The organism is Actimicrobium antarcticum, assembly GCF_039536745.1.
GTDB classification, from domain to species: domain Bacteria; phylum Pseudomonadota; class Gammaproteobacteria; order Burkholderiales; family Burkholderiaceae_D; genus Actimicrobium; species Actimicrobium antarcticum.
The window spans coordinates 1-12,901 of record NZ_BAAAZE010000013.1 but is presented as its reverse complement, the minus strand read 5'-3'; the positions used below and the strand labels follow the sequence as shown (position 1 = coordinate 12,901).

12 protein-coding genes and 1 riboswitch are annotated in these 12,901 nt (G+C 60.1%); of the genes, 6 read left to right on the top strand and 6 right to left on the bottom strand.

Translation table 11 applies throughout. The features are described 5' to 3' along the window. Positions 1 to 50: 50 nt before the first annotated feature. Positions 51 to 608 carry a hypothetical protein gene (locus ABD720_RS15455; RefSeq protein ID WP_344764554.1) on the top strand — a complete coding sequence of 186 codons (558 nt, stop codon included), beginning with the start codon at positions 51 to 53 and terminating at the stop codon, positions 606 to 608. A 45-nt stretch (positions 609 to 653) separates the two neighbouring features. Here ABD720_RS15455 and ABD720_RS15450 read toward each other — a convergent pair whose 3' ends face one another. Beyond that, positions 654 to 1,634 carry an MBL fold metallo-hydrolase gene (locus tag ABD720_RS15450; protein ID WP_344764553.1) on the bottom strand — a complete coding sequence of 327 codons (981 nt, stop codon included), beginning with the start codon at positions 1,632 to 1,634 and terminating at the stop codon, positions 654 to 656. A 373-nt stretch (positions 1,635 to 2,007) separates the two neighbouring features. Here ABD720_RS15450 and ABD720_RS15445 point away from each other — a divergent pair, with 373 nt between their 5' ends. Continuing rightward, a complete protein-coding gene (locus ABD720_RS15445; protein ID WP_344764552.1) occupies positions 2,008 to 3,756 on the top strand; it encodes an ABC transporter substrate-binding protein in 1,749 nt (582 codons plus the stop codon). Positions 3,757 to 4,164: 408 nt separating this feature from the next. Here ABD720_RS15445 and ABD720_RS15440 read toward each other — a convergent pair whose 3' ends face one another. Next, positions 4,165 to 5,055, bottom strand: coding sequence for a DMT family transporter (locus ABD720_RS15440; protein WP_344764551.1), 891 nt, complete (start codon positions 5,053 to 5,055; stop codon positions 4,165 to 4,167). A gap of 218 nt (positions 5,056 to 5,273) precedes the next feature. Beyond that, positions 5,274 to 5,351, top strand: a riboswitch (cyclic di-GMP riboswitch). A 64-nt stretch (positions 5,352 to 5,415) separates the two neighbouring features. Here ABD720_RS15440 and ABD720_RS15435 point away from each other — a divergent pair. Further along, on the top strand, positions 5,416 to 6,219 hold the full coding sequence (locus ABD720_RS15435) for a spherulation-specific family 4 protein (RefSeq protein ID WP_344764550.1): 804 nt from the start codon (positions 5,416 to 5,418) through the stop codon (positions 6,217 to 6,219). 3 nt (positions 6,220 to 6,222) lie between these two features. Here the strand turns inward: ABD720_RS15435 and ABD720_RS15430 are convergent, their stop codons facing one another. From ABD720_RS15430 to ABD720_RS15420, 3 genes are all read right to left on the bottom strand, one after another. Next, complete coding sequence (locus tag ABD720_RS15430) at positions 6,223 to 7,248, bottom strand: DUF1338 domain-containing protein (protein WP_425547991.1); 1,026 nt, start codon at positions 7,246 to 7,248, stop codon at positions 6,223 to 6,225. Positions 7,249 to 7,404: 156 nt separating this feature from the next. Next, positions 7,405 to 8,910 carry an L-piperidine-6-carboxylate dehydrogenase gene (gene amaB, locus ABD720_RS15425; protein ID WP_344764548.1) on the bottom strand — a complete coding sequence of 502 codons (1,506 nt, stop codon included), beginning with the start codon at positions 8,908 to 8,910 and terminating at the stop codon, positions 7,405 to 7,407. A gap of 71 nt (positions 8,911 to 8,981) precedes the next feature. Continuing rightward, on the bottom strand, positions 8,982 to 10,073 hold the full coding sequence (locus ABD720_RS15420; protein ID WP_344764547.1) for a saccharopine dehydrogenase family protein: 1,092 nt from the start codon (positions 10,071 to 10,073) through the stop codon (positions 8,982 to 8,984). Positions 10,074 to 10,259: 186 nt separating this feature from the next. Here ABD720_RS15420 and ABD720_RS15415 point away from each other — a divergent pair, with 186 nt between their 5' ends. Further along, positions 10,260 to 10,712 (top strand): Lrp/AsnC family transcriptional regulator, encoded by a 453-nt coding sequence (locus ABD720_RS15415; protein ID WP_344764546.1) that lies wholly within the window; start codon positions 10,260 to 10,262, stop codon positions 10,710 to 10,712. A gap of 37 nt (positions 10,713 to 10,749) precedes the next feature. Continuing rightward, positions 10,750 to 11,088: a hypothetical protein gene (locus ABD720_RS15410; protein WP_344764544.1), complete on the top strand. Its 339-nt coding sequence runs from the start codon at positions 10,750 to 10,752 to the stop codon at positions 11,086 to 11,088. An 84-nt stretch (positions 11,089 to 11,172) separates the two neighbouring features. Here the strand turns inward: ABD720_RS15410 and ABD720_RS15405 are convergent, their stop codons facing one another. After that, entirely contained in the window at positions 11,173 to 11,787 is a 615-nt protein-coding gene (locus tag ABD720_RS15405; RefSeq protein ID WP_344764542.1) for an OmpW/AlkL family protein, read from the bottom strand. Between the two features lie 229 nt (positions 11,788 to 12,016). Here ABD720_RS15405 and ABD720_RS15400 point away from each other — a divergent pair, with 229 nt between their 5' ends. Next, complete coding sequence (locus ABD720_RS15400; RefSeq protein WP_344764540.1) at positions 12,017 to 12,658, top strand: SOUL family heme-binding protein; 642 nt, start codon at positions 12,017 to 12,019, stop codon at positions 12,656 to 12,658. Positions 12,659 to 12,901: the final 243 nt, after the last annotated feature.

Below are 12,901 nucleotides of genomic sequence, written 5' to 3'. Positions count from 1 at the left end.
GCCCGATAGCGCAATCATTGCCCCCGCCTGCAACGCAACAGGAGAACATCATGTTTGACAAGGAACGCTTTATTCAGGATTGCCAGTCCGCGCTGGCTGACGGTCAGGCAGCCATCAGGGAAGTCGTGGCAGAAGCCGTGTCTGACCGCGCAGGCATCATGGCCGAACTCGGCGAACCGGAACACGCCGGCATTGTTCCGCTGTACCGATCGGCAGACCTGACGATCATCAATTTTGTCTGGGCGCCCTACATGAGCCTGATGCCGCACAACCACCAGATGACGGCGGTGATCGGCATCTATTCCGGACGCGAAGACAATATCTTCTGGCGCCGTACCGACACCGCCATCGAAGCCGCCGGCGCCAAGTCCCTTGGTGAGGGCGAAGTGGCGACGCTCGGTCGCGACATCATTCACTCGGTCCTCAATCCGATCGGAAAAATGACGTCGGCGATCCATGTGTACGCCGGTGATTTTTTTGCGTCGCATGCACCGCGCAGCGGCTGGGACCACGAGACGCTGGTCGAAGGACCGTGGGATGTCGAGAAGGTGAAACTGATGTTCCAGGAAGCCGAGGAACGCTTCGGCGCGACGATGGAACGGCGCTGACAGAGGAGTACGGTTTTCCGTACTCCTCTGTCACACCATCAACGATCAGCAACCCGCGACGCACTTTCCTTCCGCATCAAAGTCCATCGACTTGCCGCTGACCGGCAGGTAGGTCGGTACCTTGACGGCTGCCTTGAACATCATGGTGCGTGTTCCCGGCAGCAGTTTTCCGTCTTTGGTGGCGGCTTCGTTGGCATGCGAGGCCAGCACGGCATTCGGCTGCACCAGATCGTTGATCACGTACGCCGCTTCCACCGGACCGGTTGAAAACGTGCCACCGATATTGAGCACGGCCAGTTTCGCTTTATAGAAACGCCGCACCACCATATCCTGATCGGCAATGATGCCGGTATCACCCGACAGATACACGGCCAGTCCGTTCGAGAACGTCAGCACATAACCACCCGGCGGACCGACGTAGGCAGTCAGCGCATTGTCGGTCAGTTCGTCGGCCAGATGGCCATGCAGGAATTTGGGATCGAGGCCGTTCGAATGCGCGGCCGGCACGCTGGCAATGCTCACGCCACCGATCTTGCTTTGCCCACCGAAGCGGACCAGACGCACCTGATCGGCAGTGCCGCCTGCGGCCTTGATCCGGTTGCTGAAAAAGCTGCCCATCTCGCCGCCGACAAAAAATTTGGCTTTTTTTGCCAGTACCACTTCTTCGCTGACCGACGATGGCGTGCTCTTCACCGAAAAATCCGGCGCAGCGCAGGTGCCGGCATTGGCCGCGGCCTGGTGGATGTCGCCGAGGTGGTCGCCGTGGACGTGGCTGAGCAGGACCGCGTCGATTTTGCCGAGGCGCGGATCGCTGCCGCCACGCACTGTGCGACCAGCGTCGTAAAGAATGCGCGTGCCATCCGGATCTTCAAAAATCAGCGCCCGGTCGGCGGCGCAGAATTCGCCGTCGTGGCTGCCGAGCGGCGTGATCCTGACAGTGGCTGAGTCGGCGGCGTTCGCCATCGACATGGCCAGAGTGCAGCAAGCTGCCAGTAACAGGGGGTTCACTACAGGGAGTTTTTTCATCAGGAGATCCTCAAGGATGGAAGGTGGCTGCCGCTGGATAAGCAGGCAGCGTCAGCCATTGAAGACAATATTGTCGGGAGCACAAGAGTACCTGTTCTGGCGGACATGGGTATGTGTTCGATCAGACATGGCTTTGACCGGGCGCTTGAGCGAGACATCAGGCACGCTTCGCGCAGTCGGATTTCTCAGCGCCGCTGTTCGAGTCTGACCGCGATGATTTTTTGCAAGGACCTGATTTCTCCCGATCAGGACGGTCATGGTCGAAGAATGATTCGCCAAGCCGCGCCTGAATTCGGGCTAAGATTCTGGCTCGAAAATAACGCAGCCGCGACAACGCGCTACGACCTTCATCCCCTGCCCTGAAAACCATACCATGATCGCTGCGCGCCTCACCTCCCTGCGCTGCTTCGCTGCAGCGTGCCTGCTATCGCTGTGTGTCCCCGCGAGCGCCGCAGACCCGTCGAAAACCCTGCACGTGGTGCTGCAAAACAGCGAGACCGTGCTCGATCCCGCGCAAGCCTCCGATATCAGCACGCTCAGCCTGATCGAAAACATTTTCGATGCCCCGCTGCGCTACGACTATCTGGCGCGACCGCTGACATTGCAACCGAATCTGACCACGGCAATGCCCGCCATCAGCGCCGACCGCAAGACCTATACGCTGACACTGAAGCGCGGCATCCGTTTCACGCCCGACCCCGCCTTCGGTGGCCAGCCGCGCGAGCTGGTGGCAGCTGACCTGATCTACAGCCTGCAGCGACATTACGATCCGGCGTTGAAGTCACCCTGGCTGTTTTTACTTGACGGAAAATTGGCCGGCGATACCCAACTCAAGCAGGGCAAGTTCGATCCCGACCGCGCCATCGCCGGCTTGACGGCACCGGATCGCTACACGCTGCAGATCGTCCTGAACCAGCCAGACAACAATTTCCTGTACCTGCTGGCGATGCCGGCGCTGTCGGTGGTGGCGCACGAAACCATCGCAGCGAAGTCCGCGCTTCCGGTCGGGACCGGACCGTATCGATTGACGCAATGGCAGCGCAGCAGCCGCCTGGTACTGGAGGCCAATCCGGATTTTCGCCCGACGGTATTTGGCGACAGCGGCACCGCCAATCCCGGAATTGCGCGTGCGCTGGCAGGCAAGTCACTGCCGCTGATCGGTCGTATCGACATCAAGGTGATCGAAGAACCGCAAGCGCGGGTACTCGGGTTCCTGAACCGTGATGTGGATTATCTGGAGCCGGTGCCGGCAGCGCTGGCGAAGCTGGTGCTGGAGGATGGCAAGCTCAAGCCCGAACTGATCGCGCAAGGCATCCGGCTGGCGCTGTTTCCGGAGATGGCACTGGATTATCTGTGGATGAACATGGAAGACCCGGTGCTCGGTGGCTATGCCTTGCCGCAGATTGCATTGCGCCGCGCCATCAGCCTGAGCTACCACCGCGCCGAAGATATCCGTGTGCTGTCGCAGGGGCTGGCGATTCCGGCTATGTCGCCACTGCCACCCAATGTCTTTGGCCACGACGCGGCCCCGGCCAGCGCGAGCGAATTCAATCCGGCACTGGCACGCGCCCTGCTCGACCGCTTCGGTTACCGCGACCGCAATGGCGATGGCTGGCGCGAGCAACCGGACGGCACACCGCTGATCCTGACGATGCATAGTCTGGCATCGAGCACCGGACGCCTGCGCGACGAACTGTGGGAACGCAGCCTGAAAGAGATCGGTATCCGGGTGGTCTTCAGCAGTGGCAAATTTACCGACCTGCTGAAAGCGGCGCGTCTGGGCAAGGTGCAGATGCTGGAATCGCAATGGATCGCGGACTTTCCGGATGGCGAGAATTTTTACCAGCTGCTGTACGGCCCCAACAGTGGTTCGGCGAACCGGGCGCGCTTTCGATTGCCGGCATTTGACCGGCTGTACGAACAGGCACTGCTGCTGCCGGACTCGCCGGCACGCAATGCGCTGTATCGCGAGATGAACCAGCTGGTGCAAGCGTATGCCCCGTGGGTGCTGCGCACCTATCCGCTGGCGGCCGATGTGCATCACCCGTGGCTGCAGAATTACCAGCGCCATCCGGTGATGCTGACGACATGGCGCTATCTGGATGTGGTGCCACGGCATTGAGTTGCGCTGCAATTTCGGGCGAGCGTGCTGGCGTCAGGAGAACAATATCAACAGGCAAAAAAATGCCCGCTACGAGAGCGGGCAAAATCTATATCAATTTGGGTAGACATAGAGGAGACAGGCAAACTATAAGGGTTGAGGCGGGGCAATGCTAATTTCCATTTGCAATATCAGTTATATGCTTTGCGAATGACAGCAACGATCAGGATAACGACGCGACCACCTTGCTTGAACCCTGCCACCCAGCGGCCAGCGACTGCAACAGCCAAAAAAAAGCCCGCTAAGAAAGCGGGCTGAATCTACATCAATTTGGGTAGACATAGAGGAGACGAACAAACTATAGGGGTTGCGATGAATCACCGCCAATTTTCTTTCGCCATATCTGATATGCGGACAACGCATAGTAGATCAGGCCGTTACCACCCCACGTGGACGCGCAGGCATCCACTGGCTGACGATCATTCCGGCAATCAGCAACGCCGCCCCCGCCAGACCACGCCAGGTCATGGTTTCACCCAGCCAGAAATACGCGGCGATCGCAGCACAGGCGGGCTCGAAAGCGTAAATGACCGCCGCTTCGTTGGCGCTGCTGTGGCGTTGTCCCCAGGTTTGCAATGAAATGATTGCCGCCGTGGCGAGTACCCCGAGATAGATAAAATTGACGGCGTTGTCGCGCATGGCCGCCTCCATGACGGGCCAGGCGACCGGATTGCGTGGCAGTTCCCACACCGACAACCAGAGCAGCGAACATAATGCGACCACCATGATCTGTACCGTCGTGAGCACCATCAGGCTGCTGGCCCGGCGGGTCAGCACTTCGAGCAGCTTGACGTAGACCCCGAAAAAAAATGCGCCGATCAGCGCCAGCGTATCGCCCGCGCTCCATGCGCCGCCATCCCAGCACAAGGCAAACAACCCGAGAATCGCCAGCGCGATGGCGATGACGATGCGCCGCTCGGGCGCTTTGCCGGCCAGCAGTCCCAGCATCGGCACCACCAGGACATTCAAGCCGGTCACGAAGGCGTTGCGGTTGGAACTGGTCAGCGCCAGTCCTTCGAGCTGCAACATGTAGCACAGGAACAAGGTCGCGCCGAGCAACGCGCCCAGCGCGCAATCGCGCAGGCTGGCGCGCAGCAGGAAAGGCGAGAGCAACAGGCCGGCCATCGCAAAACGGATCAGGATGATCCAGACCGCAGAAAAATGCTGCGTCAGGTCTTTCATGGCGGGGAATGTGGTGCCCCATACCAGGGTGACGATCAGCAGAGCCAGAATTCCGCGCAGGCGATGTGGGAAGAGCATGGTGGTTGGATTTTTTCAAAAAGAGGGAAGTATGCATCCGGAGATGCACTTCAGACATCAATGTCTGGCGAAAATGACCGAAGGGAATCAGCTAATGATGATCAAACATAAAATCAAACAAAGAGAATAATTTCTCAAAAGAAATTTATGATATATTTCATGGATGCAATGTTTAGTGATCTGATCAGATAGTACCGTCGTCACACAACACAGCGATCAAGTAACACCGGCAAACCTGGAGTAATCCAGCGACGCAAAGCTACAGGGGCTTCTCCGGAAGTCAGCCAGCTACCTGACAGCATCCCGCTGCCAGGCCAACCTTCAGCGCGTCCATGGGACGGCTCGAAAAAAGGCAAAGTCATGACCTCCGTTTCCCGCTCCTTCACACCACTGCATCGCATTGTCCGCGCTGTCTATTCGGCGCTCTGCCTGATGTTGTTTGCCACCGGCACCCAGGCGGCAATCTATCGCGAGGCACTGGTGCCGGCGTATTTCTATCCCAGCCCGAATAGCACGGCGTGGCACAGCCTGAACCTGCTGGCCAAACAAATGCCAACGACCGCGATCATGAATCCGAACAGCGGTCCCGGCACCCGGCTCGATCCGAACTATGTCACGGCGATTGAACGGCTGCATGTCGCTGGCGGCAAAGTGATTGCCTATGTCTCGACGTCGTACGGCAATCGCCGCCTGTCGGACGTCACGAAGGACATCAATACCTATCTGGCGTTTTACAAGGTCGATGGCTTTTTCATTGATGAGATGACCAACGATAGTAGCCGGGCCCATTTGCAGTACTACCAATCGCTGTACAACTACGTCAAAGCGCTGTCGCCGACCTACACGGTGACCGGCAATCCGGGCACCAATGTGCCGGAACAATACGCCACGTTGCCGCTGGCCGATAAATTCGTGGTGTTCGAAGACAGCCTGCAAAATTTCAAGCGGTATGTCGCACCAGCCTGGATGGCGCGCCATCCGGCCAGCCGTTTTGCCAGCATCGTCCACACCAGCCCGAGGACGCAAATGGCCGTGGTCATGAAACTCAACAGCACCCGTGGCATCGCCGGATTGTTCGTGACCTCGCTGGGCATGCCCGACCCGTACTTCAAGTTGCCGGCCAGATGGGGCGCAGACGTGTCACAGGCAGTCTCGCTGCAATAGCGTTCAGGACCCGGCGGCAGTCATTCTGAAAATACCCTGCGCGTTTCCGGTATCAAAACTCAGGTCTAGCCGCGTACCCGCCGCATCGTGAATCAGGTCGCGGCTGATGAATTCATAAAAGCTGCCCGGCACGTCGCGCTCGACCAACGTGCCGTCGGCAGCAATGAACTGCCGCGTCACGCTATCGGCCAGAAACGCGGTCTGGCGGACCCGGCCATTGGCCGACACTTCCACGCTCTGCTTCATCGGACGCCGCAATCCCTGTTGCGCCAGCGCTACCTGCGCCACATCCGCCACACGGTCGGTCACATGATTGAACATGTTGCCCTCGGTCGTGATCCACGCCATTTCAGCCGATTCAGCCCGCAGGATCTCGTAGTCGGCCAGACTCGGCGTGGCGTGCTGACGTGCAAAACAGCCACGCAACGCCGTCAGTAAGGTGATCGCATCGGTCACCGACAAGCGGTCATTACGGCCGATGTCCTGCAACAGCGCCTGCGCTTTCGGCGACAGCGGTTCCTGCGAACTCGCTACCACGCGCGTCACGGCAGCCTGGAAAGCTGCCGAAAATTTCTCCGGATGCAGTTCGCTGACGAAGAACTGCGCAATCTGTTCCGGACTGTCCTGCTGCGCATACGAGCGCCCCGTCATGCCAATGCGATCCAGCGGAAAGACGCCATTGAGGCGGTACCCGAGCGGCTCCAGTATCCGCGTGAACGCAGTCTCGCCCGGCGGCAGCGCACCGTTGTCCTGCCACAGCACCGTGCGCAAGGCGCCGTGGTCGTGGAACACCTTGCCGCCTCGCGCTGCGACTTCTTCGGTGTAGCGGCGACCGGTCGGCACCCGCAACAACAGATCGTGGAACAGCACCATGTTGAGGGCCTGGGCCATTTCCTTGCGCGAGACCTGGCCGCATTCCCAGTTCGAAAAGAGCGCCGGTATCGTCATCAGCCGATTGACCTGCGCTGCGCCATCGGCGCCGATGACCTTCTCGACCAGGTTGGCGAGATTGGTATTGTTGGTGCTCATGAAGAGTTCCTGTGTAACGGAATGACAGTCTGCGGGACCAGTGGTCTCGCAGCCGGAATGACAGTGACCGAGGCGACGGCGCGACAATTCGCGGCGGCCCCGGTCGACCAGTACTTCGCCGATGGCGGGAAAGTCGATACGCATGGTCGGTCCGCCTTACAGATCAAAACTGATGCCCTGCGCCAGCGGCAGGGAATGGCTGTAGTTGATCGTGTTGGTGGCGCGTCGCATGTAACCCTTCCAGGCATCCGAGCCGGATTCGCGACCGCCGCCGGTTTCTTTTTCACCACCGAACGCACCGCCGATTTCGGCACCACTGGGTCCGATATTGACGTTGGCGATACCGCAATCGCTGCCGACCACGCTCAGAAAGGTTTCGGCTTCGCGCAGGTCGGTCGTGAAGATGCTCGATGACAGTCCTTGCGGCACGGCGTTGTTCAGCGCAATCGCCTGCTCCAGGCTCTGGTAGCGCACCACGTATAGGATGGGCGCGAAGGTTTCGTGATGCATGATGGCCGATTGCGCCGGCAATTCGACCAGCGCGGGGTGGACGTAGTGACCGCCCTCGCCACCAGCGACTTCGGCCCGCGTGCCGCCAAACACCGCCCCGCCCTCGTCGCGTGCCTGCTGCAGCGCGGCCTGCATCGCCTCGAACGCCTGGGCATCGATCAACGGCCCGACCAGCGTGGCCGGGTCGGACGGATCGCCGATCGGCAGCGTGCCGTAACTGGCTTTCAGGCGCGGCAACAGCGCGTCGTAAATGCTGTCGTGTACGAACAGGCGGCGCAGCGTGGTGCAGCGCTGTCCGGCCGTGCCGACCGCTGAAAAAACAATGCCGCGCAGCGCCATGTCGAGGTCGGCGCTGGGCGCGACGATCATCGCGTTATTGCCGCCCAGTTCCAGGATCGTGCGTGCCAGACGTTGCGCGCAAGCGGCTGCCACCGCGCGTCCCATGCGCGTGCTGCCGGTGGCGCTGATCAGTGGCACCCGTTTGTCGGCGACCAGCGCGGCGCCGCAGCGGGCGTCGCCGATGACCAACTGGGCCAGCCCGGGGGGCGCATCGCTGCCAAAACGCGCTACGGCATTCATGAACAGGGCATGCGTGGCGATCGCGGTGAGCGGGGTTTTTTCGGACGGTTTCCAGACCACGCTGTTACCGCAGACCAGCGCCAGCGCCGCGTTCCAGGCCCACACCGCGACCGGAAAATTGAACGCCGAAATCACGCCGACCACACCCACCGGATGCCAGGTTTCCATCATCCGGTGACCGGGCCGTTCCGAGGCGATCGTCAGGCCATACAACTGACGCGACAGACCCACCGCGAAGTCGCAGATATCGATCATTTCCTGCACCTCGCCCAGCCCCTCCTGCAGGATCTTGCCGGCTTCGTGTGTCACGACCTGGCCTAGCGCCTGCTTGTGGGTGCGCAGTTCATCGCCGAACAGGCGGATCAGTTCGCCGCGACGTGGCGCCGGCACGGTGCGCCAGCGCTCGAATGCGCTCCGGGCATCGGTGATTTTTTGCGTGACCTGTTGTGGCGTATCCATGCGCAGGGTAGCGTGGACCGCGCCAGTGACCGGGGTACGGCACGGCAGGTCCTGGCCCTGATACGTCGTCATGTCGACGCCGAATCCGGCCAGCAAGTGGGGTATCGATTGCATTCATGTCTCCTGTTGTTGCACTGCCTGTGTCGGCAGCATCAAGTTGAATTCAGGTTGAACTCGGTTTGAATTCAAGCCGAATAATACTGGCCAAAGCGATTCGCAAGGAAGTCATCCAGCCGGGCCTGTTCCTGCCGCACCAATCCGTGCTGCGGCAGCTTGCCCTGCACCACCAGATCGACCATCGCGCAGATGCCGGACGCGGTGGTCAGCTGGATCGCCGAGAGCAGCTGGCCGTTGACGGTCTGGCTGTAGATTTTCTTGGCATAGGTCTGCTGTTCGAGGCGTCCTTCGCGCATGCCGACCACGCTGACGAATACCAGCACCACATCCTGTTTGGTAATCGGTATCGACGCCTCCATGACTTCCTTGAGGATGTGGCGACGCTCGGGCTGGCCCAGTTGCAGGTCGCGCACCAGCATCTTGATGATGTCGCGATGCCCCGGATAGCGCACCGTCTTGTAGTTCAGGTTCTGGACTTTTCCGGCCAGGCTGGCGCACAGCGTGCCGAGGCCACCCGAGGTGTTGAACGCTTCGTAGTCGACGCCATCGAGCGAAAAATGCTCCATCTCTTCTAGCGGCGAAGTCTCGCGCAACTGGCCATCGACGATCGCTTCACACGGATTGCAGTACTCGTTGATCAGGCCGTCGGTGCTCCAGGTCAGGTTGTATTTCAAGGCATTGCTCGGGTAGGTCGGCAGCGCGCCGACGCGCATGTTGACGTCGCGCAGGGAATCGAAACGGCGCGCCACATCATTGGCGACGATCGAAATAAAGCCGGGTGCCAGTCCGCATTGCGGCACGAACGCCGTCGCTGCGCCTTCGGCCAGTTGCTTGACGATGCGGGTGCTTTCGACGTCCTCGGTCAGATCGAAATAGTGCGAGCCAGCCTGCTTGGCCGCCGCCGCAATCAGCGGCGTCAGGAAGTACGGGCAGGCCGACAGGGTCACGTCATGTCCCTTGATCAGATTGGCTACCACCACCGGATCGGACAGGTCGGCGTCGACCGTGGTCACGTTGGCAAATCCGGCCTGCTGCACATGCGCCATGCGGGCCGGATCACGGTCGGCAACGGTCACGATGTAATCGCCGGTATGCGACAGCAGGTTGAGAATGGCATCGCCGATTTTGCCGGCGCCGAGCAGGATGAGTCTGGTGGTCATGACGAACTTTCTTGATGTTGGTGATGAAGATGGAGCGGCCGCAGCCTTGCCCGTGGAGCACTGCCGAAACACTGCGTCCGATGCCAAAAGTGTAGAGGCAAGTGATGTCAGGAAATAGCGTCCAAGCTGTCGTCACTGCGGTGTAAACTCCGACAGATCGACGACCACTTCCGACAGATTGACCAGATGACTGCGCACCTCGACGACATCGACAATAAAATTCTTGCGCTGCTGATGGATGACGCACGCATGCCGACCTCGTCGATTGCACGCCACGTATCGATTGCGCGTACCACCGCCATCGCCCGCATCAGCGCGCTGGAAAAACGCGGCATCATCGCCGGCTATGGCGTGCGGCTCAATGACGCGCTGTACCAGCCGGCGGTGCGCGCCTATGTCGGCATCTCGCTCGATCCGCGCAGCGCCGCCGGCTTCGTCAGGACGCTGCAAAAAATGCCGGAAGTCGAAACCCTCTGCGCGGTCAGTGGTTCGGTGGATTACATGCTGACGCTGCGTTGCCGCTCGACCGCCGAACTCGATCGCCTGCTCGACCAGATCGGCGCCACCGACGGCGTGCGCCAGACCTCGACCTCGATCATCCTGACCAAGCGCATCGACCGCAGCCCGCTGCAGGAATAATCGACAACACGCAACACCACCCCCACCAAGGAACGTTATGGACTTCATCGCCGAATCAAAAAAGAACCATGTCTGGCGCAAGACCGTCTGGCACACCAACCCCGACGAACATCCGCTCTCGGCAGCACATTCGGTCGAGGTGTACTGCTGCGAAGAGGTCAATGGCTATGCGGTCTGGTATGTCCGCAAGCTCAAGCGCAGTGATGGTCGCGGGCTGGACACGGTCGAGAATGGCGACTACCTGCTGCGGTTCTTTGCGAAAGACCGGCGTGACGATGCGATCGAATGGAGCGTGCTGATTGCCAACAATGCGACCGGCGAAGACGCCGTGATTGTCGGGCTGGATGCCTTGGTGGCGGGTGGGCAGAAGGTCTGACCCGACCTGCGATGCAGTTTTGCCGGTCTCCGGGACGAAAAAAAACCGGCCACGCAGGCCGGTCATTCGATCAGGCAAGCCGACTCAGAAGCGGTAACCCAGGCCCACGCCGACCATCAGCGGATCTACCTGCAACGCGCTGGCCTTGACGCCATTGACCATCAGATCGCTGCGGATCTGGACTTTTTTGATATCGAGGTTCAGCGACCAGTTCTTGTCGAGCTTGAAGTCGACGCCAGCCTGCAGCGCCAGACCGACGCTGCTGTTTTCCAGACTACCCGCGCCACCCAGCAGGTTCACGCTGGAGATGCGGGTGTAATTGACACCGGCGCCGACATACGGACTGAACTGGCTGGCCGGGGTGAAGTGGTATTGCAGCAGCAGGGTCGGTGGCAAATGCTTGAAGCTGCCGACGTTGGTGCCATCCAGATAGACATCATGCTTTTGCGGATAGGTCAGGACCAGTTCGGCCGCGATATTGGGTGTAAAGAAGTACGAGATGTCGACTTCCGGAATGGTTTTTTTGGAGACGGACAGGCGGTCCGTCGCGCCGACGCCGCCGACCTGATCCGAATTATCGGCCGGAGCCAGATTGACGACGCGCGCACGTACCAGCCACGGACTTTGCTGCTGTGCCATTGCTTGGCCGGCAAACATGCCCAATGCGCTGACTGCAAGGACTGCGACTGCTTTTTTCATGATCACTGCTTTCATCGGTAGTTGAGATATTGCAACCGAGTCTAACGATGCAATGCGGCAAAAAAAATGATGCAGATCAAAAACGTCTTACTGTCACGAATTAAGTTTATGCACACGATGTACGGCATGTTCCTGCACTGTCGGGCCGCATCAAAATCGGCGCACCGAAGCCGGGTATGATCAACCGACCGTATCTCGACATCCCCCCAACCTGTTACCGGAGACTGGCATGACCTCACGCCACATACTGCCGCGCCTGCTGCTCCTGTTCACCTTGACCCTCACCGGAGCAACCGCCATGGCAACCGAAGAACCCGTCCACACCGTCTCGTTGAAAGAAGAGGCGTTTGAAGTACGCGATTATCCGGCACTGATTGCCGCCGAAGTCACGGTCGGTGGCGAGCGTAGCGAGGCGGTCAGCGCCGGCTTCCGTTTGCTGGCCGGGTATATTTTTGGCGGCAATGTGCGCAAGCAGAGCATTGCCATGACGGCCCCGGTGGTGCAGGCAAAATCCGGCGGCGAGTCGATCGCCATGACGGCACCTGTCACGCAGGTCGCCGCCGGCAGTGGCTGGGTAATCCGGTTCATGATGCCGGCCGGTTACACCCTCGATACGCTGCCAACGCCGAATGATCCGAAAGTGCATCTGGTGACCTTGCCGCCGACGCGTTTTGCGGTGGTGCGTTTTTCCGGACTGGCAGGCGAAGACAGCATCACCGAAAAAACAGCCGAGCTGACCGCGTTCATCACCAGCCATCAATTGCATGCCATCGGCACCGCGTCGCTGGCCCGCTACGATCCGCCATGGACGCCGTGGTTCATGCGGCGCAATGAAGTGATGGTGCCGCTGGCGGTGGCTACGGCGCCGTAAACCTGGCCCGGCGGCAAAGCCCAAGATGCATGGTTACCGCAATCACTGCATCGCAGGTTGGACCGCCAAGCCAACTCTTTCAAGGTGGGTTTCGGGCGTCAAACAAAGCGTCGATTACGTTGCCGAATCGTTGGGCTGCCAAGCCCAACATGCGTCAAGCGTCCTGTCAGGTCGTTGTGCGGTCGTCGGTAGCTAAAACGGGTTGCGCTCCGTTGATGCAAGCCGGGGGCGGCCCGGCAGCCG